The following is a 21,658-nucleotide window of genomic DNA, read 5'->3' as shown; positions in this document are numbered from 1 at the left end:
CCGTCACCGCGCCGCCGCCGGCCGGCGCTGCGGCCGCCGAGGTCCTCCTCGACCTCGGCGGACAGCCCGGCGCGGGTACGGTCGGCGCTGGGCAGCGTGCCGGAGACGTCGCGGGAGATGTCCAGGTCTGCGTAGAGGTGCTCAGAGGTGTGGTACGTCTCCGGCGGCTCGGGCATCTCCAGCCCGAGGGTCTTGTCGATGATCCGCCACCGGGTGATGTCCTCCCAGTCGACGAAGGTCACCGCCACCCCGGTCGCGCCGGCCCGGCCGGTGCGACCGATCCGGTGGGTGTAGGTGTCCTGGTCCTCCGGGCAGTCGTAGTTGATCACGTGGGTGACGCCGGAGACGTCCAGACCGCGGGCGGCGACGTCGGTGGCCACCAGGATGTCGATCTTTCCGGTACGGAAGGCGCGCAGCGCCCGTTCCCGGGCGCCCTGGCCGAGGTCGCCGTGCACGGCGGCCACCGCGAAGCCACGGAAGTCCAGGTCCTCGGCGACCCGGTCGGCCGCCCGCTTGGTACGGGTGAAGATCATCGTCAGCCCGCGCTCCTCGGCCTGCAGGATCCGGGCGACGATCTCGATCTTGTTCATCGGGTGGGTGCGGTAGACCACCTGGCGGGTCAGCGGAGGGACGCCCGCCTCGGTGGTGTGCCCGGCGTGGATGGTCACCGGGTGGCGCAGGAACCGCCGGGACAGGGCCACGATCGGGTCGGGCATGGTGGCGGAGAACAGCATCGTCTGCCGGTCCTCCGGCAGCATCGCCAGGATCCGCTCGACGTCGTCGAGGAAGCCCAGATCGAGCATCCGGTCGGCCTCGTCCAGCACCAGCGCCCGGATCCGGTCCAGCCGCAGCTTCTTCTGCTTAGCCAGGTCCATCAACCGACCCGGCGTACCGACCAGGATCTCCACGCCGGAACGCAGCGTCTCGATCTGCGGCTCGTACGCGACGCCACCGTAGATCGGCAGCACCCGCACGCCGCGGGTGCTGCCGGCGGCGGCCAGGTCCTTGGCGACCTGCAGGCCGAGCTCGCGGGTCGGGACGACGACCAGCGCCTGCGGTACGCCGTCACCGCCCTCGGTCGGGGCGAGCACCCGGTCGATGAGCGGTACGCCGAAGCCGAGCGTCTTGCCGGTCCCGGTCGGTGCCTGGCCGATCAGGTCGCTGCCGCGCAGCGCGATCGGCAGGGCGTACTCCTGGATGGCGAAGGCGTGGACGATGCCGACCTGGGCAAGCGCGGTCACCGTCTCCGGGCGGGCACCCAGGTCGGCGAAGGTGGGGCTGTCGGGCCGTGCCGGTGGGCGTTTCGCCGGCTCGTCGCCGGCGTTGTGGTCGAAAATGTCAGTCATCAGGTGTCGGGGGTGCCTCTCGTGGTGCGCCCCGCCTGTTCCTGAGGGCGCGTGTCGGATGCGGCGCCGCGACGGCGCCGGTTGTGCGGCGCGCAGGGTGCGCGCCGGTTGTGGTCGGTGCCAGAAGGGCGCCGGTTGTGCGGCGCGCCGAGCCGGCGCGTCCGATGGTCGTCGGCACCGACGTCGTGTCGGTGCGGTGCGGGTGCTGCGAAGTGCCGCCGCGATGCCGGGGCGACGCGTTGTCTGCGGCGTGCCGCAGTGCGTCAGTTGACGGCGCTGGCCACACGCGATCGACAGGTCGCGGGCCGCACGCGCGCCGCGAACCCCGCTCGAGCATCCTCGACGGCCGCAGCATTGCTGACCATGGTAGCTGACGGTCCGCGCAGACGTGGAGATCCTCGGCGACGGCGGCCGGACCGACGACTCAGCTGTGGTTCTTGTCACGCCGCCGGGGTGGTGCGGGCACGGCGGCAGTGACGAACGGCACGGTCGTCAACGGTGTCGGCCGAAGGAGTCGCGACCGGGCCGCAGTCGCGACCGGCGCGGTGATCTGGCGGGTGATCCGGGCGGACCGATCCGGATCAGGCTGAACCGATCCGGATCGGTGCGGTCGGCCCTGGGAGCCGGCGGCCGACTCGGCAGCTTCGGGGCCGGTCCGGCCAGGTCAGCGGACGGTGAAGCCGACCGAACGGGGAGCGGCCTCGGCGATCTCGACGTACGCGATCTTGCTGACCGGGACGATGACCCGGCGGCCGCGCTCGTCGGTGAGTGACAGAGTCCCCTCGGTCGTGATTGCCTGGGTCACGATCTGCTCGATCTCAGCCGGTGACTGGGCACTGTCCAGAACGAGCTCGCGCGGCGCGTACTGCACGCCGATCTTGACCTCCACGGGTCCTCCTTGAGGTGGGCGAAAACAACGCCAACGCGAAGGTTAGCCGATGCGGACGCGCTGTGGTCAGGATGCCTCACCCTGCAGCGGGAACCCGGCGATGCCCCGCCAGGAGAGTGCGGCGAGCAACGACTCGGCTTCGTCCTTGGGCACCTGTCGACCGCCGGCCAGCCAGAACTGGGCGGCGGTCTCGGCCGCGCCGACCAGCCCGGAGGCGAGCAGCTCGGCCCGGGACCGGCTCACCCCGGTGTCCGAGATGATGGTGTCGGTGATCGACGCGATGCACTCCCGTTCGACGCGTTCCACCCGGGCCCGTACCAGCGGCTCGTTGCGCAGGTCGGAGTCGAAGACCAGCCGGAAGGCGCCGCTCTCCTCGTCGACGAAGTCGAAGTAGGCCTGCACCGCCCCGCTGACCCGTTCCTTGTTGTCGGTGGTCGCGGCCATCGCGGCGGCGACTTTGGCGATGATGGCGTCGCAGTGTGTGTCGAGCAGCGCCAGATACAACTCCAGCTTGCCCGGAAAATGCTGATAGAGCACCGGCTTCGACACGCCGGCCCGCTCCGCGATGTCGTCCATCGCCGCCGCGTGGTAACCCTGTGCGACGAACACCTCCTGGGCGGCGGCGAGCAGCTGCTTGCGGCGGGCGGACCGTGGCATCCGGGCCGGTCGGCCGCTTGTCTGTGCGTCGCTCGACGCAGCGGTCATGTCGAACCTCCGAGTCCGGTCGCGGCCATCTGGTCGGCGAAGAAACGAAACGATCAGTGCATATCACCTGGCCGGTCAATTGGCCCGACGTTGCAACTTATCGCCACTGTCAGCACACGGTAGCCTCAGCGGGGGCGACCGAGGAGCGCACGGTGGACGAATCAGGTGAACCCCGCGGGGCCGCACCGGGACCAGAGGACGGCGGAGCGGATCCGCGAGACCGTCGTGACCAGGGCATGGGCAGTTGGACGGGGTCGCCGACCCGGTGGTCGGACGGCTCCGGTGTCGGGCCGGACGCCGACCGCGCCGATGCCGGCTGGGGCGCCCGCGACGAACCGGTGAGCGGCCCGCACTGGGCTGACCCGCCGTCCCGGTACGCCGAGGTGCTGCCGTTCACCCGGACTCCGCGCGGCGGCTCAGTCACCCGTGGTTCCCGCAGCGCCGACAACGGCCGTGCCACAGCCGTCAACGGCCGGCCGGTCTCCGGGCCGGCCGAGACCGTGGTGCCGACCCCACGCCCCGCGCCGGCCGGTGAGTCGATCCAGCCGGGCGGCGTGGACACCGGACGGGCCGACAACGAGCCGACCGCCAGGATGGCCGGTGGACCTGCGGACGACCCCACCCCACCCGGTGGCTCGGCCGAGCGTCGTGGCGGTGACAACCCACGCCCGACCCCGACGCCGGTCAACCCGCCGCCGCGCTGGCAGGAGACGGCCCGGGTAGTGCCGACCGCGCCGCTGCGCGCGGTGCCGGTGGCCTCGGCGGCACCGGTGTCGCCGGCCCGGCCGGCCCGCCCCGGCACCCCACCGGGCTTCCAGCCGCCGCCGACCGGTCGGCCGGGCGCGCAACGATCCGAGCCCGACGACCGCCCGGTCGAGCCTGACCGGCAGCGTTCCGCGCAGTCCGACCTCCCGCCCGACCGGCCAGACCTCCCGCCCGACCGGTCCGGGATGTCGCCCGACCAGTCCGGCCTCCCGGGTACGCCGGCCGACCGGTCCGCTGCCGGCCCCGCCGGCCGTACGGCGGACGCAGCCGGACGTGACGAACCTGCCCGACGCGACGACTTCGCCCCCACACCGCCGCAGCCCGCTGGGCAGCCGTCCAACGCCGGCCCGCTCCGGCAGCCGACCGGCGAATGGCCCGGTCCAGGTGCTGGCGGGCCGTGGTCCCGGCAGGTGACCGGCGAATGGCCCCGGCCCGGCACCGCCGACGAGTTGCGACGGCCGGTCCCGACCAGCGCCGCACCGGCCGCTGACCAGTGGCACCGACAGAGCGCCACCGGTGAATGGCCACGACCGACCAGCTCCGCCGCCTGGGACCGGCCCGCTGACGACGAGGCGGGCGATCGGACCCAGCGTGGCCAGGGGTCGCCCTCCGGGTCGGCGTCCGGGCCCCCGGCCGGTGAGCCGGACTGGTCGTACGGGCAGCGCTGGCCGGCGCCGGAGCCGGGCTGGACGGACGGGCCGACCGATTCGAGCTGGGCGGCTACGGACTCTGGCGGTCAGGTGTGGGCGGCAGAAGCCGCCGGTGGGCCGAGCGGCCCGGTGGAACGGGACGACGCCGAGCCGTCGGGCTGGTCCGACGACCAGACCGCCCCGGCTGACAGCGGCTGGTCCGGTCCGCCACCACCGAGCTGGGGCGGCGACGACCGCAGTGGCTTGCCGGGCGCGGCGAGCGGTGAGTCGGGCTGGGTGATGCCGGATCCGCCGACCGTGCCGGAGGAGCTGCCGTGGCGTCCCGACCGCCCGGCCGACCTGGGCCAGGCCGCCGGGTACCGGCCGGTCAGTGGCCAGCCCCGGTACGAGCCGACGGCTCCCGCCGAGCAGTATGAGCGGCCGGCTCCCGCCGGGCAGTACGAGCCGACGGCTCCCGCCGGCGGGCAGTACGGACCGGGGCGGCCCGGCCAGGGTGACAGCGGCGGGGACGCCGACGGCCTGATGCCCCGCCGCCGGGCGGTTTTCCGCCGCGCCGACGACGAGCTTGGCGAGGCAACGGTGTCCGGGCCGACTGGTGCGTCGGTCCCCGCGGAGCCGCCTGGGGCACCGGCCACCGCCGAGCCGGCCGGTGGTGCGCTGCCGCCGGTCGAACACCCGGCGGATCTGTCCACCACCCCCATCGCGGCTGCCGCGCTGGACTCGTTGCCGCAGCGGGTTCCCGCCGACCCGGACGTGCCGACCGTGCCGCAGCAACTGCCGCCGGTCGAACACGCGGCGGAGACGCCGGAACTCGCGCGGATCGCGTCCCACCTGCGCCGCGGCGACGTCGTCGACCAGCCGCAGGAGCGGCCGGAAGGCTTCGACGTCGGAGCGATCCTGGCAGCGGTACGCGGCGTCGGCGGAGTCCGCGACGCCTCGCTGCGGACCACCGACGCCGGTGCCCACAGCCTCCGGCTCGACCTGTCCGAGGGTGCCGACCCGGCCGAGGTGAGCCGGTTGGTGGCGCGGCTGCTCCAGGAACGGATGGGCCTGGCGGCGGCCCCGCAGAACCTGCCGGGTGGCGAACCCGACCACGGGCTGCCGGCGTTGCCCGGCCGCGCCGATCTGCCGGCGCCGGGTCGGCCGCCGGGCTCGACAGCTCCGCCGTTGACGGCTCCGGGTGGCGTACCTGGCTGGGTCGCCCCGGAACCGGCGGACGTACCGCGCCGCCGCCGACAGCCGCTGGGTCCCCGCCCCGGCCAGGACGATCCGCCGCCCCGGCACGCGGGCGCGGGCGCGACCGCCGCGACATCCGCTGTGCCGTGCGTGGAGCCGGGCGGCACCGCGCCGGAGAGCGGGCCGCCCCGGCCGCTGAACCCGGGTGGTCGGCCCGGCCCCCGGGTCGTGCTGGACCATGTGCAGGTCAGCACGTTCGGCGTGGACGCCACCGTCGAGGTGCGACTGACCGCCGGCCAGCGGACCACGTCCGGTGTGGCGACCGGGCCGGCGGTCGACGGGTACGTGCTGCGGTTGTGCGCGGTGGCCGCCGCCTCGTCGATCGAGAAGCTGTTGACCGGCCCGGCCGGCGCGGCGGACCGGGGACGGTGCATCGTCGAGCACGCGGCCGTGGTGCCGATGGGCGGCTGCGAGGTGGCGGTGGTCGTCGTACTGCTCGCCTGTGGTGGCTGGGTGGAGCAGCTGGCCGGTTCGGCGGTCGTCTCGGGGGATCCGCGGCAGGCTGTGGTGAGAGCCACACTCGCCGCCGTCAACCGGCGACTGGACGCTCTGCTGGCCTGATCGGCACGGCCACCGCCCCTGCTCGGCACGCATCCGCGGCCTGCTCGGCACGGTCCTGCGGCCTGATCGGCACCGTCCGGCGGGCTGACTGGTCGCTCAGTGGCCCGGTCGGCGGGACGGGGTGCCCGGACCGACGCGCCGGTCCGGGGTGCCCGGACCGGCGTCGGCTGTGGCACGCTGGTCAGCGATGTCCGACCGCCGTACCCGCCCGACCCGCCGTGACCACCCGACCGGGGCACGGAGCCGGTCGGCGCACCGCCGGCAGCGGCGCGGCGCGTCGCGTACCCGCCGACGGTGGCTGCGGTGGCCGGTGCTGGCGGCGGTGCTGGTGACCGTGCTCGGGCTGGCGGCGATCGGGTTCGCGTTGCCCCGGGTCGGAGTGGGCGGCGATCGGGACGCGGTGGCCGCGCCGCCCGGCGACACCACGGCGGCGACGTCCAGCGTCGAACCGCCCCCGACGACCGGCCCGCCACCGACGACCGCGCCACCCGCGCCGGTGCTGCGGCTGTCCGGCACGGCGCCGTCGGCCGGCAGCGGCGAGTTCGACTTCAGCACCAAGCAGGGGAAGATCGCCGGTCGGTCCGGCACGCTGCGCCGCTACCGGGTGGCCGTGGAGATCGGCGCCGAGGAGGACGTCGAGGCGTTCGGTGACGCGGTGGAGAAGCTGCTCTCCGACGAACGGAGCTGGATCGGCGGCGGTCAGCTGCGCCTGCAGCGGGTGCCCGACCAGGCCGGCCACGACTTCACCGTCTACCTGGCCACGGCGCAGACCGCCGCCCGGATGTGCCAGGCCGGCTGGGTGGACATCCGGATCGACGGCGAGCCGTACACCTCGTGTCGGGCGCAGGGCCAGGCAATCATCAACCTGGACCGCTGGCGGTTCTCGGTCGACCACTACGTCAGCGGTGAGGTCCCGCTCGACGTCTACCGGGCGTACGTGATCAATCATGAGGTCGGCCACGAGCTGGGCCACGGCCACGAGCGCTGCCCGGGGGAGGGCGAACCGGCCCCGGTGATGATGCAGCAGACGCTGTTCCTCAACGGATGTGTGGCCAACCCGTGGCCGTTCCTGGCTGGTGAGCGGTACGCCGGCCCCCCGCTGTGACCGGGGCGCTCAGCGGATCGGCGGAGGATACGGGGCGTACGGTCGGATTGAATCCCTGAACCGATGGTCCCCGCGCGTCGTTCGGGCCTTACCGACATGCCGTGACAATCTGGGCAGGTCAGGCCAGGGATTCGCGCCGGTTCGCCCCCTGTCGTGCACCAGTCCGACCGGCGCGGGTGGCGAAGCACGCCATGAGGGGCGGGCCACGATGCACGACCGACGACGAGTCACCGAGGAGCCGGACCGCCGGCCGGGCAACCGGCCGGACCGCCAGGGGCCGGACCGTCAGCGGGATCACCGGCCGGAGCGTCGACGGGCGGCGCGTCAATGGACGGCGCGTCGCCGACGTCGCCGGGCCGGGGCACTCATCCTGGTGACGATGGCGGCGGCGCTGATCGTCACCGACGTCCTACGAGCCGGTTCCGGCGCCACCGGGCTGCTGGCGGCGGCGGTACACGAGCCCGGCCCCGGCGGCGGGGTGGCACCCGCCGGCAGCGCACCGTCGGACGGCGCCGGTCTGCCACCGGCCCCGTCGCCAGCCAGCTACCCGGAGACCGGGCCGGGTACGTTCGGCTACCTCACCGGGACCGGCCCACTGCTCGGCTGGGCCGGGGAACTCCGTCGGTTCCGGGTCGCCGTCGAGGACGGGACCGGCCAGCGCGCCGACGAGTTCGCGGCGATCGTCGACGCGACGCTCGGCGACGGACGCAGTTGGATCGCCTCCCGGCAGTTCCGGCTGCAGCGGGTGTCCCGGGTCGACGCCGCCGAGTTCACCATCTACCTGGCCACCCCGGGCACCTCGGAGCAGATGTGCGCGCTCGGTGGGCTGACCACCGAGAAGTACACCTCGTGCCGGCTGCCCGGTCAGGTGATCATCAATCTGGCACGTTGGCTGGAGGCGGTGCCGCATTACGACGGGACACTCGCCGAGTACCGCGCCTACGTGATCAACCACGAGGTCGGTCACCAGTTCGGCATGGGCCACGAACTGTGCCCGGCACCCGGCCGCCCCGCTCCGGTGATGCAGCAGCAGACGTACGGGATGCAGGGCTGTGTGGCCAACGGCTGGCCGTACCTGGACGGCGAGCGGTACACCGGACCACCGATGACCTGACCGATGACCGTGACCGGGCGACAGTGCCAGGTGCCGATCCGCACGGGGAACGGCTATTCCCGGATCCCGGATGGCGGGCGGTGTCGCTACTCATGGCCGAGTCGGCGCGGAGCGAGCAACAATAGCGCAGCCAGCATTGCCGATCCCGGGGAGTTCACCGTGTCGTTGCCCCCGCTCGTCGAACCCGCCGCCGAGCTGACCGTCGATGAGATCCGCCGCTACTCGCGGCACCTCATCATCCCGGATGTCGGGGTCGACGGCCAGAAACGCCTCAAGAACGCCAAGGTGCTCTGCGTGGGCGCCGGCGGGCTCGGCTCACCCGCCCTGATGTACCTGGCCGCGGCCGGTGTCGGGACGCTGGGCATCGTCGACTTCGACACCGTCGACGAGTCGAACCTGCAGCGTCAGATCATCCACGGCCAGTCGGACATCGGCCGGTCCAAGGCCGAGTCGGCCGCCTCGTCGGTGCGGGAGATCAACCCGTACGTCAACATCCAGATCCACGACGTGTCGCTGGACAACGACAACGTCTTCGACATCTTCGGCCAGTACGACCTGATCCTCGACGGCACCGACAACTTCGCCACCCGCTACCTGGTCAACGACGCCTGCGTACTGCTCGGCAAGCCGTACGTGTGGGGGTCGATCTACCGGTTCGACGGCCAGGTCAGCGTCTTCTGGGACCAGCATGGCCCGAACTACCGGGACCTCTACCCGGAGCCGCCGCCGCCCGGCATGGTGCCGTCCTGCGCCGAGGGCGGCGTGCTCGGCGTGCTCTGCGCCTCGATCGGGTCGATCATGGTCACCGAGGCGATCAAGCTGATCACCGGCATCGGTGATCCGCTGCTCGGTCGGCTGATGGTCTACGACGCCCTGGAGATGACCTACCGGGTCATCAAGATCCGCAAGGACCCGAACGGCGAGCCGATCACCGGCCTGATCGACTACGACGACTTCTGCGGCGCGGTGTCGACCGAGGCCGAGGAGGCGGTCGTCGACTCCACCATCACCGCCCGCGAGCTGAAGGACTGGCAGGACGCCGGCAAGGACTTCTTCCTGATCGACGTCCGGGAGCCGGCCGAGTACGAGATCGTCAAGATCCCCGGCTCGACGTTGATCCCCAAGGGCGAGTTCCTCAACGGCGAGGCCCTGGCGAAGCTGCCGCAGGGCCGGCAGATCGTGCTGCACTGCAAGTCCGGCGTACGGTCGGCCGAGGCCCTTGCCACGGTCAAGGCCGCCGGTTTCGCCGACGCCGTGCACGTCCAGGGCGGGGTGCTCTCCTGGGTCAAGCAGATCGACCCGTCACTGCCCAGCTACTGATCCAGCGGCCGGTGGCCGCCCGCCTCCCTGGCCGGCGGTCACCGGTCCCCGGCCGGCTAGTTGACCTTGACTGAGTTACCGAGGCGGACCGCCGGACCCGGCGGTAGCCTGTCGTCCGTGGTCGATATGGATGCCGCCATCGGGTTCGTCGTCGCGCACGGCGACACCGTGGACCGGGCCCGGCTGTCCTGGTTGCGGACCGGGACCGCCCCGCAGCCCGACGCACTCACCAGCGCCGAGGTCGGGCAGGCGCCGGACGGCGGCTGGCCCGCCTTTTGGGCCGGCGACGTCGCCTCGGTCGACGCCACCTGCTTCCGGCTCGCCGAACTGGACGACCTCGGTGCGCTCGACCGGCCACCGGCCCGCAAGGCGCTCGACTGGCTGGCCGGCCGGCAACGGGCCGACGGCAGCTGGGAAGAGGACGAGAGCCTGGCCGCCGAGGCACCCGACTGGGCACGGCCCGGCGACCCGGAAGCCACCTACTACCTGACCGCCAACGCCGGCTACTGGCTGAGCGTCGCCGACACCGACGGCGCCGGCGACCCCGGCCACCGCGCCGCCGCACAGCGCGCCGCCCACTACCTGGCTGCCCAGATGCGCCCGGACGGCACCTGGCCGTCGTACCTGTTGGCCGGCTGGCTGGCCGCCGCCACCCTCTACCGGCAGACCATGTTCTACGAGTCGGCCCGGATGCAGGTGGTGCTCAACGACCGGCTCGCCACCATGGCCCCCGGCGACGTCGCCCAGCTGGCCGCCGCGCTGCGCCGGGCCGGCCTGGCCGACGACGACTGGCTGCTCACCAACGCCCGCCGTCGGCTGGCCGCCACCCAGCGCAGCGACGGAGGCTGGGACAGCGACGCGGGCGACCCGTTCGAGGTGCACGTCGTCCTGGCCGCGATCCGCGCCTGCCGCTGACCGGCCTCCCGGTGCGCGCCCGCCGTCGGGTGGGGTTACCCGCGCAGGTGGCCGTCGCCGGTGACCACGTACTTCGTCGAGGTCAGCTCCGGCAGCCCCATCGGCCCACGGGCGTGCAGCTTCTGCGTGGAGATGCCGATCTCCGCGCCGAAGCCGAACTGCCCGCCGTCGGTGAACCGGGTCGACGCGTTCACCATCACCGCGGCCGCGTCGACCCGGGCGACGAACTCCCGGGCGGCGCTCGCCGAGTCGGTGACGATCGCCTCGGTGTGCCCGGTGCCGTACCGCTTGATGTGCGTCACCGCCGCGTCGAGTGAGTCGACGACGGCGACTGAGATGTCCGCCGACAGGTACTCGGTGGCGAAGTCGTCGTCGGTGGCCGGCACCACGTCGGCCGAGAACGCCGCGACCTCCGGGGTGCCGTGCACGGTCACATTCGCGTTACGCAGTTCCTTCAGCAGCTTCGGCAGGAACGCCGCCGCCACGTCCACGTGCACCAGCAGCGACTCGGCGGTGTTGCAGGTCGACAGCCGCTGCGTCTTCGAGTTGACCGCCACGGCGAGGGCCTTGTCCAGGTCGGCGGCGGCGTCGACGTACACGTGGCAGTTGCCGACACCGGTCTCGATCACCGGCACCGTCGACTCCTCGACCACGGTGCGGATCAGGTCCGCCCCGCCGCGCGGAATCAGCACGTCGACCAGGCCGCGCGCCCGCATCAGCTCCTTGACCGAGTCGCGCGACGAGGCGTCCAGCAGCTGCACCGCGTCGGCCGGCAGTCCGACGCCGGCCAGTGCGTCCCGCAGCACCTCGACGAGGATCGCGTTGGAGTGCGCCGCCGACGACGAGCCGCGCAGCAGCGCCGCGTTGCCCGACTTCAGGCAGATCCCGGCGGCGTCGACGGTCACGTTCGGCCGCGCCTCGTAGATGATGCCGACCACCCCGAACGGCACCCGCACCTGCCGCAGTTCCAGACCGTTCGGCAGCGTCGAACCGCGCACCACCTCGCCGACCGGGTCGGCCAGCCCGGCCATCTCCCGCAACGCCTGCGCCATGTCCTCAATGCGCTTCTCATTGAGCGCGAGGCGGTCCAGGATCGCCGTCGACAGGCCGTTGGCCCGTCCGGCGTCCAGGTCGGCCGCGTTCGCGGCCACGATCTCGGCGGTACGGGCGACGAGCGCATCGGCCATCGCCAGCAACCCGGCGTCCTTGGCCGCCCGGGTCGCGGTGACCAGCTCGTCGGCGGCCACCCGCGCCCGCTTGGCCTGCTCGGTCACGCTCATGGTCAGCTTCTCCTCGAATGTCGTGTGGTCACTCGAATGTCGTGTGGTCATAGGAGCACCAGGTCGTCACGGTGCACGACCTCCCGCTCGTATCCTGGCCCCAGCGCCGCGGCCAGCTCGCCGGTGGACCGGCCCAGCAGCGTCGGCAACTCCACCGCGTCGTAGTTGACCAGCCCACGGGCCACCGGCGCACCCGCCGCGTCGACCAGGTCGACCGGGTCGCCGGCGGTGAAGGTGCCGTCGACGGCGGTGATCCCGGCCGGCAGCAGCGACTTGCGGCGGGCCACCACCGCCTGCACCGCGCCGGGGTCCAGGTGCAGTCGGCCACGGGGTGCGGTGGCGTGCGCCAGCCAGAACAGCCGGGCAGCGGGCCGGCGCTCCACCCGGTGGAACAGGGTGCCGACCGCTTCACCGCGCAGTGCTTCGGCGGCGAGCGGGGCGGCGGTGAGGACCACCGGGATACCGAAGCCGGTGGCGATCCGGGCCGCCTCGACCTTGGTCACCATGCCGCCGGTGCCGACCCCGGCCCGCCCGGCCTTGCCGATCGCCACCCCGGCCAGGTCGGCGGCGTCGCGTACCTCGGTGATCCGTTCACTGGCCGGCTTCGCCGGGTCGCCGGTGTAGAGCGCGTCGACGTCGGAGAGCAGCACCAGCAGGTCGGCGTGGACCAGGGCGGCGACCAGGGCGGCCAGCCGGTCGTTGTCGCCGAACCGGATCTCGTCGGTGGCGACGGTGTCGTTCTCGTTGACGATCGGGATCGCGCCGAGGTCGAGCAGCTTGCGCAACGTCCGGTACGCGTTGCGGTAGTGCACCCGCCTCGTCACGTCGTCGACGGTGAGCAGCACCTGGCCGGTCGTCAGACCGTGCCGGGCCAGGCTGGCGGCGTACCGGCCGATCAGCAGCCCCTGCCCGACGCTGGCCGCCGCCTGCTGGGTGGCCAGGTCATTCGGGCGTCGGGTCAGCCCGAGTGGCGCGAGCCCGGCCGCGATCGCCCCGGAGGAGACGAGCACAACCTCCCTGCCCTGCGCCGTGAGGGAGGCGAGGACGTCGGCGAGGGCGTCGACCCGGTCGCCGTCGAGGCCGCCCTCCGCTGTCGTGAGGGAGGAGGAGCCAATCTTGACGACGACCCGCTTCGCCTGGGTAACTGCGGCACGCACGAGCCCCATTCTGCTTCCCTGCCCGGCGACGCCTGGCGCGAGATCTCATATCGTGGCGCGCGTGACCCCGCAGGAGTACGTGGAGGAAGTGCTGGCGCTCGTCGAACGCATCCCACCTGGGAAGGTCATGTCGTACGGCGCGGTCGCCGACGCGCTTTCTGAGCTTTCCGGGCGTTGTTCTGCCCGCCTGGTCGGGAACATCATGGCGCGGTACGGCTCCGCCGTCCCCTGGCACAGGGTGGTTTCCTCGGCCGGCCGGCTGCCGCCGGGGCATGAGGAGCGCGCCTCTGCTTTGCTGCACGCCGAGGGTTGCCCGTTGCGCGCCGACGGCGTTTTCGTCGACATGAAGGCCGCCGCCTGGTACCCGCCGCAGTACGGCGGGTGAGACCCGCGAGTGGAGGGCTGGGGTACGTAACTCCGGGAGAATGACGTACCCCAGCCCTCCACTAGACGCGGTCACCCGGCCCGCTCGGCGATCGCCTGCCGTACTGTTTGGGGGATTTGTTCGCTTCGCCGGAGTACGTCGTCGGCGGTGAAGCGTAGCGCCAGCCAACCGGCGGCCCGCAAAGCGTTGAACCGGTACACGTCCTTGCGGAAGGTGGTTTGCTCCCGGTGATGGTCGCCTTCGTACTCGATGGCGATGCGCCACTGCGGGTACGCGAGGTCGACCCGGGCGATGAACTTCCCGCTACCTGTTGAGTCTGTTGAGCTGGTCGTCGGGGTGACGACTTTGAACTGCGGGGTGGGCTTCGGCAGGCCGGCGTCGTGCAGCAGCAGCCGGAGCCGGCTCTCCATCGGTGACTCGCTCAACGGCTCAGCGAGGTTCAGCAGGTCGCGGAGTTGCTTGACCTGCCGTAGCCCCGGGTGGGCGTCGACGTACGCCGACAGTTGGGCCTTGGTGCAGGTCCGGCGGCGCAGGAGCGCGTCCAGGGCGACGAGCGCGTCGGCCCTTGGCAGCCTCCTACCCAGGTCGAAGGCGGTCCGGACCCCGGTGGTGATGGGTATCCCGGTGAGGGAAGTGACGTCATGCTCCCAGTCGAGGGCCAGGTTGGCGTACCGGATGCGGGGGTGCGGGTCCGGTCGAGCCTTGCTCGGTACGGCGACGTGCACGGGTGCTGGCACCGTGCCCTTGTGCGGCAGCAAGTCGACGCCCCAGAGGAAGGCGGCGCTCAGTCCGTAGATAGTCGCGACGGGTGGGAGACGGACCGCGACGGCGAGGCACCACATCCGGTGGTCGTTCGGGTGGTACGCGTCGGCATGCACGTAGACGTCGTGGAGCAGGCGGCGCCAGGTCGGGCCGGCGAGCATCCGCTTGGTGAGCAGGCCGGCGGCGACTGCCTGGCTGCCGGCGAACGGTTCGACGGTCAACTCGCGGGGCACCTTGACGGGGCGGGCCATCCGGCAGAGCTTGCCGGCACACCGGCATGCTTCGCTGCCCCGATTGTCGATCTGGTCGCGAATCCGACTCAAGAGTGAGGGGGAGTGGGCTGCTGGGAGGCTCCGGCCCGGTGAGGACGGTGGAGGGGCGGGAGCCGGCGGTGGTTTGGTGCAGGCGGGGCAGTCGATGACGGTGACTGGTGACTGCCCCGCCTGCGGGTGGGGTCGGCGCGGTCTCCCGCTGGTGGCGCCGATCCGGCGGCGTCGGGTCAGATGTCGGCAGTCACCGCGGTGACCGCTCCGTCGAGGGTGGCGGCGGTGGCGATCAGCTTCGTGTGGTGCGGGCCGTCGGGCAGGTGGACTTCGCATCGCCGTGGGGTGAGCAGGACGGTGACGGCGGTGCCGGGGTGGTGGGTGGCGAGTGCGGTGAGCGCCGGCACCGGGTCGGGCGTGCCGTTGTCGGGCCGGGCATCGCCTGCGCCGCCGGGCTCACCCGCGTGGTCGTCGAGGTTGGTCGGTGCGGGGACCGGGGTCGTCGGGTCGGTGGGCACGGTGACGTCGCTGGCGTTGCGAAGGAACTCCAGGGCTTGCGCGATCGCCTTCGGCAGGCTGGGCTGGTGTGCCCCGGGGTTCCAGCGGTCGAAGTCTGTGGTGGTGTCGGGTGGGGCGAAGCGGATCCCCCAGCGCAGGCCCTGCACCTGGTACGGGATGCCGTCGTTGCGGCGGTGGTCGGCGACGGAGACGACCAGGGTCAGGCCGAGGGCGTACGCCAGTTTGACCACTGTGGCCAGGGGCGGCACCTTCGGTGGGCTGGCGCGCAGCAGGATCCGGCCGCCGGGGTGCCCGTTGGTGACATTTTCGAGGTACGCCGTGATCGGGTCGCCGCCGGGCCGGTGCACGGTGGCGTAGCCGTGCAGCAGTTCGTGGTCCCGCAGGTGCATGGTGAGGCCGTCGAGGGTGGCCAGCTCGGTCGGGTCGAGGCCGAGCGCGGTGAGATGGTGGGTGAGCTGGTACTCCGGTGGGAGCTGGTGGATGGCTTTGCCGTTGGGGTGGTAGCCGATCCAGGGCGGTGCGGCTGGCGGCGTACCGCCGAGGGGTGGCCAGTTGAGGTGACGGACCCGGCGGCGGCCGGCGGCGATGGTGACGGTCGCACCGTGGTAGATGCGGTGGGTGCCGCCGCAGGTGCGGCAGCCACCGATCGGTTCGCAGTCGCAGTCTTCCCAATGGGGCAGGTGGGTGCAGTCGGGGCAGCGCCGGTGCGGGATCGGCGGTCCCTGCCACGATGGTGGGGGTGGCTGCCAGGAGCGGGCCAGCCGGACGGCGGTATCGGTGTCGGCGTCGGTGTTGGTGCTGGTGTCGGTGCTGGTGGTGCGCAGGGTGGTGTGCCACCAGCGGCCGTCGCGCCAGATGGCGTGCGCGCCGGGGGTCGGCTCGCCGGTGAGCACGGCGGTGCAGTCGGCGACGATGCGACGTTCGAGCTGGTCGACGTCGACCGGCGGCGGGCCGAGGCTGATGCCGTTGGCCGGGCGTGGGGTCACGTAGTGGGCGGGGGCGTGCTGGCTGCGGTCGACCAGCTCGTAGCAGGCGCGGGCGACACTGACCCGGGTGGCGGCCTCGGCGAAGCTGCCGTAGCGGCCGGTGCCGGCGGGGACCGGGCTGCCGGGCAGTTCGAAGCGGACGTCCCAGCGGAAGCGGTCGCTGTCGGGTGCGAACGAGTCGCGGCGGGCTTCGACGACCAGGTCGAGGCAGAGCAGTTCGGCGGTTTCGCAGAGTTCGCCGAGGCGGCGGGCCGGGTCGGGCGGTGGTGGGGCGGCGGTGCGGCCGTACCAGATTCGCCATGGTTCGTAGCCTTCGCCGGCGATCGGCCCGGCTTCGAGGGCGTGCCGTTGGTGGTCGGGCAGGTCGGGCTGCCAGCCGGCGGGCAGCTCCGCCCACGGGGCGAAGATGGGTTCGCCGGGTAGTTCGGGGTCGTAGACGTGGGCGGCGCCGACCCGGGCGGCGAGGTCGTCGATGACGGGTGCCAGGTCGAGGCACCAGAAGCGGCCGTCGTCGGTGCGGGTCGGGGTGACCGCGCCGGGTACGACGTTCGCCGACGCGACGGCGGCGGTGTCGATGTTGGCGACGGTGAGCACGAACTGGGCGCGGCGTTTGCCCGCCCCGCCGCAGCGCGGGCACGCTGCGGCGGGGCTGCCGTCGCAGCGGGGGCAGCTGACGACGGTGACAGTGTGGTGCGGGGTCGGGTCGTGGGTCACGACTGCCCCGCGTACCTGGCGGTGGGGGTGCCGGCGCCGGTCCAGGCGGGCAGGTTGACGGCGGCCTGCGCGGCGCGGGCCTGGCTGGTCTGCCAGCGGCGGAGCGCGTCCTTGATCCGGTCGTTCTGCTCGTAGGTGCGGTCAAGTTCGGCGTAGACGACGCCGAGGTCGTGGGCGACCCGTTCGAGGAAGGCGGCGACTTCGCCGGGGTCCAGGCCGGGTCCGTGCGCCTTGCGGGTGACGGTCGGGAAGCGGTGGGCGCGGATCTGCCAGGGCCGGATCGGCCGGTACGCGGCGGGCCGCTGGTTACGGCTGCGACCGTCGGCGGGTACGCGGTAGACGCCGCTGCCGTTCGGCCAGTCACGTGGTGGTGTGCCGGCCATCGTGCGGCGTTGCCGGCGCAGCCGCCAGCGTCGCCAAAGCTCTCGCATCACGTGTTCCTCCCCATTCCTTCGCTGCTGGTGTTCGGGTCTCGCGGTGTCGTGGGTGTCTGGACGGGGGGTGGCCCTGCCGCTTGCCGATCCCGGCGGGGCCACCCCCACCCCGATCGCCGCAGCTCTCCTCGGCAGTACGGCGACCAGGGCAAACCTTCGGGGCCGGGACGCCCAACGGCGTTACCCGCTGACCGCCCCGACCGGCCACGTGGCGTCCTCTGAGGTTGGAGACCAAGGAGGAAACCTCGCACCGAGGAACCTAAGCGAAGTAGTTCGCTTAAGTCAACACCACTAGTTCGCTGTACCGGCATCTTGCTGCCTGAGCTGTCAGCGTGATCTCATGGCGGGTGGAGACCAAGGAGTGACCATGCCCGCCACCAAGTGGGAGAAGCTTGCCGACCACATTCGCGCTCAGATCAAGAGCGGCGAGCTGCGGCCCGGCGACAAGCTCCCGTCAACTGCCCAGCTCAAGGCCGAGCACAACGTCTCGGACTCGGTGATCCGCTACGCCATGCATGCCCTGCGCACGGAGGGCCTTGTCGAGAGCGCCCATGGCGTTGGAGTCTTCGTCGCCGAACCCAAGTAGGACTCCGGCTACGCGGCTGGCTCCTCCGATGACATCGCCGTGATGCTTGCAGCGTGGCCTGGACGATCAGCGGAATGATCGCAGGGCCCGATCTCGTCTACGTCGGCAGGCCCAATGACAAGCCGTGGGAGCGCTCGTAGCGGGGGCGGCACTGGTTCGCAGCCTCCGATAGTGTGGACCAACGGCTCGGGTGCCTCGAGATGCATCCCTGAGCGTAGGCCGATGGGAGGAACCGGATGGCCAGCATCCACGAGGTCAAGGCCGGTCTAGCCCAGGCCATGGCACACGGCGGCGCGACCATCCAAGAGATTCGTGCCGCGAGGGAGATGCTCGAAGGGATCATGGGTGACGTGCGTGTGGTCGGCGCTGGCACGGGACACCCCCACATCGATGCGGCCATCAATGCCTGCGAGCAGAGCTTGAAGTATCTCCATGAAGTTTCCAACCTGATCTACGGAGCGAACGAGGCCACCCGCAACTACGGGGATCGGCTCGGCTGAGGCATCGGCGATGAGTGTCGACGACGTCAAAGCAGCGCTTGTTGAGGCGAACACTCTAATGGTCAGAGCTCGCGGCACCTTCCTGGGTGCCACCGAGGTTGTTGCGGAAGGAAAAGCCCTAGCCGAAAGTGCTTGCCACGACAGCGGAAAAGATGAAGTTGTTGCGGCCAGCAAAACTTTCATCGCTGCGGCGCAGGAAATCGAACGGACTGTCCGTAGATTCGATTGTGCCATCGAGCTGGCAGACGAGTACCGAGGTCAGATATAGTGACCGCAAGCATGGAACCTGTCCTTGTCCAGGTTCAGGCAGCTTTTAATCAACTTGCCGAGGCTGCCGTGCGAGCGAGACGGGCCGCGGCTGACGCTGAACAGGCCCGAGATATCTACGAGCGTACGGCTCAAGGTGCTACCGACCCAAAAGTGCGTCGAGCGATGGCCGAGGCGCAGATCGCGGCAGACAAGTGCGGGCGATATGCGAACCTTCTTGACGCTGCTCGCGCCCAGTACGAGGCGTATTTCAAGGTTGTCGCACCCGGTTGGCGATTTAGCATTGCTGACGGGATGCCGGACGGTGAACGGCTGGCCGAGGAGGCGCTGGCGCAGGAATCCCGTGCTGAGCAGCTTCATCGTAAGCTGGTCAACGGCGTCGGGGAAAAAGAGGGAGAAATCAAGCAAGGCGAGCAGCTGGCGCGCGACATTGCCTCTGCGATCAAGGATCTTGTGAAACCTGGGGACACTCATTCGGGCACCGTTGCACCTGGCCAGAATCCTTTCCTGCAGCCAAGGGTGCAAGATTCTCAACACCCTGTCGCTGACGTCGTTATCGCGTTGACCGGCGCAGGGTTGATCGTCCATTCATTTATCAGGAAACTTAGGAACTCGAAAGCGAAGAAAAATGACCGAGATCAAGCCGGAGATAGTTGAGTATGTCCGCACGTTCGTGCGCGATGACCACGAGGAGAACGACCGGATCGAGCGCCTGCTCGACGAAGAGGGCTGGGGCGACGGTTTCGCCTCGTACCTGGCTGCGGTCTTCTACTACGCCATCGATCGTAGGTTCGGGGGCAAGTGGAGCCAAAGTGCGGTGATCCAATTTGTCGCAGATATGCGAGCTGCGAACCCCGTTGCGGCCCAAGTTGACCCAAGTGTTGCGGAAGCTGCGATTCGAGCTGCTCTGGACCCGGCAGCCGAATTGAATGTGTCGGCGCTGGAGTTGCCCAAGACGCAAATTGTAGCCATCCATCATGCGGTCGCCGACCTAGATATGACAGACAGCGATCTCGACGATCTCCTGCGCAAGGCCGAGCGCCTGGCGGCCCGATGAGATCGTCGAGATGGTGGACTGAAAGGTGACTGTTGGCCAACATCCAAGAAGTCAAAGCCGGGCTTGCCATTTCCGAGGAGCAGACAGCCAAGGTCGTCGCCCGAATTCAGGGTGCGATCGACGAGATCGAAAGAATGCTCGTCATGCTGCGATCTGTCTCGTCTACCGCTGGACATCCGCTGGTTCAAGCTGCAACTACCCGTTGCGAGCAGAGTAAACAGCGCTTGACGGAGGCCACGAAACTTGTGCGGCAAGCTAGCAAGGCTACATCCGAGTACCGAGGGCTCCTTGGCTAAGTCCTAACGGTGTGACTGGGCTGGCTTTCGTGTAGTCCGGACTTCGTTATGTAGTTGCGCAGGAGGCCTTTCGGCTCCTAATCTTCGACCTGCTCGTCGGCCAGACGAATATTTCGGTGATATTCGATCAAAGACCAGTTGAGTGGGTGTTTGTCGGTCTGCTGCAGGTCAACGACAAACGTATTACTCATGGTGTCTATGACTCGACCACTCGGGTCAATTCGAAGGGCTCCGTTGTCGAACAGTATGTGATGGTTCGGGCAGAGGCAGAGGACGTTGCTGAGGACGTCTGGACCGTTGTGTGGCTTCCCGAGGGGCTTGATGTGTGCGGCTTCCGCGTATGGTCCGGCGGGGGTCACCAGCTTGATTCCGCAGATCTGGCATGTGTAGTCATGAAGACGCTTGGCCTCCGCCGCGACAGTGGCACTTCTAACGAGCCGTTTGATTGTGGCCTCAACCCGAGTGGTGCGGGTGGACGTCTCCAGCGGAGCGAGGATCCCGGGTAAGTCCAAGCTCTCGTAAGTCACCAAGCGAAAGCGCCAAATAGTGTACCCGTCGGTCCCGACGTCTTTCCAGTAGTCAACCACTCGGAAGAGTCCGTCATAACGGAGACCGACCTCGGGCGAGTGCATCTCGTCCCCTCCGGCACCACGAATCACGCGGACGGGGTAGCCCTCAAGTTGGCTCCTGGCGAGCCCCAGGTTTCCACGCGTGAGTTCTTGATGCGCGATCTGGCGCTTAGTTCGAGGGTCGTTGCCGCCCTGGCCCGTGTACACGATCTCGTTGCCGTAGTCCTCGTCGTCGACGTAGCCGCCGGAGACGACGATAGACTCTGCTCCATCCTGCCCGCCGCAGATGCCGCCCTGAAGTGGCCGGTGGACCTTGGCCGCTGCGAGCTCGGTGCGGTTAGCGAACGTTGAGCCGGGTGGGTAACCGGGAATCTCGCCGTACGTCCGCTCCGCCATAGCCGGCAGAGTAGGACATGCGGACGGGAATGTGAAGACGATTCGATTCTGGCAAGTGGCTGCGCCGGAGGTTCAAGGCTGGCGTAGTCAGCTGTGCTGCAGGGATGGAGGCACGACGATGTCGATGCGCTGCTCCAGCTTGTGGGGGGTGGCGAAGAACTCGACGTCGCTGACGGACCTCAGCTCGCGGACGATGGCAGGCGACCAGTCGTCCTGTGTCCCGTCGAGGGCTGCGATGCGCTGCTGTTTGGGCACCTCGGACAGGCTGAAGATGTGGTAGCAGTGCTCGGCAGCCTGCTCCTGGTCGCGCCCGCTCACCGCCTGCACGTACGCGGCTTTGTTGGCGGACGACACCTGCACGGTGACGGGCCGCTGCCGACCTGAGGTCAGTCGTACCGGTGCCTCGCGCCGCACCTGTCGACCGTCGTTGGTAGCCCACGCCTTGATTCGGGTGACGACTCTGTCCGGGAAGCGCACCGGCGGCTGCTTCACCGCCAGCCATCGCAGCTGGTCCACCCGCATCGACGCCTGCGCGACGGCCAGGACCAGTTCGCCCAACGTCTCCTTGGAGCCGTAGGTGGCCAACTCGCCGGGCACGGCGTCGAAGCCGTTCAGCCCGGACAGGCGGGCTGCTTCGGCGATCGCCTCCGCAGGGCGCCCATCGTCGAACTTGACGCCGGCCATCGACAGCAGAGTGGTCGCTGTGGCGCGATCGGAGACGCGGTAACCGTCGCCGATCGGCTCCACGAGGAGTCGCACCGCGTCGCCGTCGCCGTAGGTGAGCGGCAGGTCGATGAGCAGGCCGTCGCCGTACGCCTGGGTGACGCTCTGGTCGTTGACCGCCCGCAAGATCGCGCCTACGACGGTTTCGCTGTTCATCG

At 70.5% G+C, this 21,658-nt stretch carries 21 protein-coding genes; 11 read left to right on the top strand and 10 right to left on the bottom strand.

The annotated features are described in order from the left end of the window. From ACXAHD_RS14020 to ACXAHD_RS14010, 3 genes are all read right to left on the bottom strand, one after another. Positions 1 to 1,346, bottom strand: a 1,346-nt coding sequence (locus tag ACXAHD_RS14020) for a DEAD/DEAH box helicase (protein WP_475050972.1), incomplete at its 3' end; no start/stop codon positions are given. A 664-nt stretch (positions 1,347 to 2,010) separates the two neighbouring features. After that, positions 2,011 to 2,235, bottom strand: a complete 225-nt coding sequence (locus ACXAHD_RS14015; RefSeq protein WP_278173586.1) for a DUF3107 domain-containing protein — start codon at positions 2,233 to 2,235, stop codon at positions 2,011 to 2,013. A gap of 66 nt (positions 2,236 to 2,301) precedes the next feature. Then, a complete protein-coding gene (locus ACXAHD_RS14010; protein ID WP_278173588.1) occupies positions 2,302 to 2,940 on the bottom strand; it encodes a TetR/AcrR family transcriptional regulator in 639 nt (212 codons plus the stop codon). 236 nt (positions 2,941 to 3,176) lie between these two features. Between ACXAHD_RS14010 and ACXAHD_RS14005 the strand changes: the two genes are divergently transcribed. The 5 genes from ACXAHD_RS14005 to ACXAHD_RS13985 all read left to right on the top strand — a co-directional run bounded on the left by ACXAHD_RS14005 (position 3,177) and on the right by ACXAHD_RS13985 (position 10,606). Next, positions 3,177 to 6,152 carry a hypothetical protein gene (locus ACXAHD_RS14005; RefSeq protein WP_475050969.1) on the top strand — a complete coding sequence of 992 codons (2,976 nt, stop codon included), beginning with the start codon at positions 3,177 to 3,179 and terminating at the stop codon, positions 6,150 to 6,152. A gap of 187 nt (positions 6,153 to 6,339) precedes the next feature. Next, positions 6,340 to 7,257, top strand: a complete 918-nt coding sequence (locus ACXAHD_RS14000; protein WP_282233468.1) for a DUF3152 domain-containing protein — start codon at positions 6,340 to 6,342, stop codon at positions 7,255 to 7,257. A 208-nt stretch (positions 7,258 to 7,465) separates the two neighbouring features. Further along, positions 7,466 to 8,371 carry a DUF3152 domain-containing protein gene (locus tag ACXAHD_RS13995; protein ID WP_475050967.1) on the top strand — a complete coding sequence of 302 codons (906 nt, stop codon included), beginning with the start codon at positions 7,466 to 7,468 and terminating at the stop codon, positions 8,369 to 8,371. 159 nt (positions 8,372 to 8,530) lie between these two features. Next, entirely contained in the window at positions 8,531 to 9,691 is a 1,161-nt protein-coding gene (gene moeZ / locus ACXAHD_RS13990) for an adenylyltransferase/sulfurtransferase MoeZ (RefSeq protein WP_475050965.1), read from the top strand. A gap of 126 nt (positions 9,692 to 9,817) precedes the next feature. After that, complete coding sequence (locus tag ACXAHD_RS13985; protein WP_281555734.1) at positions 9,818 to 10,606, top strand: prenyltransferase/squalene oxidase repeat-containing protein; 789 nt, start codon at positions 9,818 to 9,820, stop codon at positions 10,604 to 10,606. 35 nt (positions 10,607 to 10,641) lie between these two features. On the opposite strand, the gene ACXAHD_RS13980 is transcribed toward ACXAHD_RS13985, so the two are convergent. Together ACXAHD_RS13980 and proB are read right to left on the bottom strand one after the other, a co-directional pair. Next, positions 10,642 to 11,886: a glutamate-5-semialdehyde dehydrogenase gene (locus tag ACXAHD_RS13980; protein ID WP_281551934.1), complete on the bottom strand. Its 1,245-nt coding sequence runs from the start codon at positions 11,884 to 11,886 to the stop codon at positions 10,642 to 10,644. 47 nt (positions 11,887 to 11,933) lie between these two features. Then, positions 11,934 to 13,043: a glutamate 5-kinase gene (proB, locus tag ACXAHD_RS13975; protein ID WP_475050963.1), complete on the bottom strand. Its 1,110-nt coding sequence runs from the start codon at positions 13,041 to 13,043 to the stop codon at positions 11,934 to 11,936. Positions 13,044 to 13,104: 61 nt separating this feature from the next. Here proB and ACXAHD_RS13970 point away from each other — a divergent pair, with 61 nt between their 5' ends. Next, positions 13,105 to 13,428 (top strand): MGMT family protein, encoded by a 324-nt coding sequence (locus ACXAHD_RS13970; protein ID WP_281567216.1) that lies wholly within the window; start codon positions 13,105 to 13,107, stop codon positions 13,426 to 13,428. A 71-nt stretch (positions 13,429 to 13,499) separates the two neighbouring features. On the opposite strand, the gene ACXAHD_RS13965 is transcribed toward ACXAHD_RS13970, so the two are convergent. The 3 genes from ACXAHD_RS13965 to ACXAHD_RS13955 all read right to left on the bottom strand — a co-directional run bounded on the left by ACXAHD_RS13965 (position 13,500) and on the right by ACXAHD_RS13955 (position 17,103). Further along, positions 13,500 to 14,441 (bottom strand): DUF559 domain-containing protein, encoded by a 942-nt coding sequence (locus ACXAHD_RS13965; protein WP_281567217.1) that lies wholly within the window; start codon positions 14,439 to 14,441, stop codon positions 13,500 to 13,502. 248 nt (positions 14,442 to 14,689) lie between these two features. Beyond that, the gene (locus ACXAHD_RS13960) at positions 14,690 to 16,672 is read right to left on the bottom strand and encodes a hypothetical protein (RefSeq protein WP_475050959.1); all 1,983 of its coding nucleotides are present in this window, start codon (positions 16,670 to 16,672) and stop codon (positions 14,690 to 14,692) included. Next, positions 16,669 to 17,103 (bottom strand): DivIVA domain-containing protein, encoded by a 435-nt coding sequence (locus ACXAHD_RS13955; protein ID WP_416551230.1) that lies wholly within the window; start codon positions 17,101 to 17,103, stop codon positions 16,669 to 16,671. The genes ACXAHD_RS13960 and ACXAHD_RS13955 overlap by 4 nt, the downstream gene beginning before the upstream one ends. Before the next feature lie 370 nt (positions 17,104 to 17,473). Here ACXAHD_RS13955 and ACXAHD_RS13950 point away from each other — a divergent pair, with 370 nt between their 5' ends. The 5 genes from ACXAHD_RS13950 to ACXAHD_RS13930 all read left to right on the top strand — a co-directional run bounded on the left by ACXAHD_RS13950 (position 17,474) and on the right by ACXAHD_RS13930 (position 19,516). Continuing rightward, positions 17,474 to 17,692 carry a winged helix-turn-helix domain-containing protein gene (locus ACXAHD_RS13950; RefSeq protein ID WP_421369810.1) on the top strand — a complete coding sequence of 73 codons (219 nt, stop codon included), beginning with the start codon at positions 17,474 to 17,476 and terminating at the stop codon, positions 17,690 to 17,692. A 236-nt stretch (positions 17,693 to 17,928) separates the two neighbouring features. Then, a complete protein-coding gene (locus ACXAHD_RS13945; protein ID WP_281567221.1) occupies positions 17,929 to 18,192 on the top strand; it encodes a hypothetical protein in 264 nt (87 codons plus the stop codon). Between the two features lie 10 nt (positions 18,193 to 18,202). Next, positions 18,203 to 18,460, top strand: coding sequence for a hypothetical protein (locus ACXAHD_RS13940; protein ID WP_281567222.1), 258 nt, complete (start codon positions 18,203 to 18,205; stop codon positions 18,458 to 18,460). After that, complete coding sequence (locus ACXAHD_RS13935) at positions 18,460 to 19,116, top strand: hypothetical protein (RefSeq protein WP_475050955.1); 657 nt, start codon at positions 18,460 to 18,462, stop codon at positions 19,114 to 19,116. Before ACXAHD_RS13940 ends, ACXAHD_RS13935 begins: the two co-directional genes overlap by 1 nt. Continuing rightward, complete coding sequence (locus ACXAHD_RS13930) at positions 19,088 to 19,516, top strand: hypothetical protein (protein ID WP_281567224.1); 429 nt, start codon at positions 19,088 to 19,090, stop codon at positions 19,514 to 19,516. Before ACXAHD_RS13935 ends, ACXAHD_RS13930 begins: the two co-directional genes overlap by 29 nt. A gap of 373 nt (positions 19,517 to 19,889) precedes the next feature. Here ACXAHD_RS13930 and ACXAHD_RS13925 read toward each other — a convergent pair whose 3' ends face one another. Both ACXAHD_RS13925 and ACXAHD_RS13920 read right to left on the bottom strand, forming a co-directional pair. Next, positions 19,890 to 20,777, bottom strand: a complete 888-nt coding sequence (locus ACXAHD_RS13925) for a YDG/SRA domain-containing protein (protein WP_281567225.1) — start codon at positions 20,775 to 20,777, stop codon at positions 19,890 to 19,892. An 87-nt stretch (positions 20,778 to 20,864) separates the two neighbouring features. Then, a complete protein-coding gene (locus ACXAHD_RS13920) occupies positions 20,865 to 21,656 on the bottom strand; it encodes a hypothetical protein (protein ID WP_281567226.1) in 792 nt (263 codons plus the stop codon). Positions 21,657 to 21,658 lie beyond the last annotated feature (2 nt).

Source organism: Micromonospora sp. ABR4_055 (genome assembly GCF_056160425.1).
This window is presented reverse-complemented; position numbering and strand designations above follow the sequence as displayed.

What these genes read in the sequence shown, in the direction of transcription:
- ACXAHD_RS14010 (WP_278173588.1), bottom strand. Translation starts at nt 2,940, where the DNA reads ATGACCGCTGCGTCGAGCGACGCACAGACAAGCGGCCGACCGGCCCGG.
- ACXAHD_RS14005 (WP_475050969.1), top strand. Translation starts at nt 3,177, where the DNA reads ATGGGCAGTTGGACGGGGTCGCCGACCCGGTGGTCGGACGGCTCCGGT.
- ACXAHD_RS14000 (WP_282233468.1), top strand. Translation starts at nt 6,340, where the DNA reads ATGTCCGACCGCCGTACCCGCCCGACCCGCCGTGACCACCCGACCGGG.
- ACXAHD_RS13995 (WP_475050967.1), top strand. Translation starts at nt 7,466, where the DNA reads ATGCACGACCGACGACGAGTCACCGAGGAGCCGGACCGCCGGCCGGGC.
- ACXAHD_RS13985 (WP_281555734.1), top strand. Translation starts at nt 9,818, where the DNA reads ATGGATGCCGCCATCGGGTTCGTCGTCGCGCACGGCGACACCGTGGAC.
- ACXAHD_RS13980 (WP_281551934.1), bottom strand. Translation starts at nt 11,886, where the DNA reads ATGAGCGTGACCGAGCAGGCCAAGCGGGCGCGGGTGGCCGCCGACGAG.
- ACXAHD_RS13965 (WP_281567217.1), bottom strand. Translation starts at nt 14,441, where the DNA reads ATGGCCCGCCCCGTCAAGGTGCCCCGCGAGTTGACCGTCGAACCGTTC.
- ACXAHD_RS13955 (WP_416551230.1), bottom strand. Translation starts at nt 17,103, where the DNA reads ATGCGAGAGCTTTGGCGACGCTGGCGGCTGCGCCGGCAACGCCGCACG.
- ACXAHD_RS13950 (WP_421369810.1), top strand. Translation starts at nt 17,474, where the DNA reads ATGCCCGCCACCAAGTGGGAGAAGCTTGCCGACCACATTCGCGCTCAG.
- ACXAHD_RS13945 (WP_281567221.1), top strand. Translation starts at nt 17,929, where the DNA reads ATGGCCAGCATCCACGAGGTCAAGGCCGGTCTAGCCCAGGCCATGGCA.
- ACXAHD_RS13940 (WP_281567222.1), top strand. Translation starts at nt 18,203, where the DNA reads ATGAGTGTCGACGACGTCAAAGCAGCGCTTGTTGAGGCGAACACTCTA.
- ACXAHD_RS13930 (WP_281567224.1), top strand. Translation starts at nt 19,088, where the DNA reads ATGACCGAGATCAAGCCGGAGATAGTTGAGTATGTCCGCACGTTCGTG.
- ACXAHD_RS13925 (WP_281567225.1), bottom strand. Translation starts at nt 20,777, where the DNA reads ATGGCGGAGCGGACGTACGGCGAGATTCCCGGTTACCCACCCGGCTCA.
- ACXAHD_RS13920 (WP_281567226.1), bottom strand. Translation starts at nt 21,656, where the DNA reads ATGAACAGCGAAACCGTCGTAGGCGCGATCTTGCGGGCGGTCAACGAC.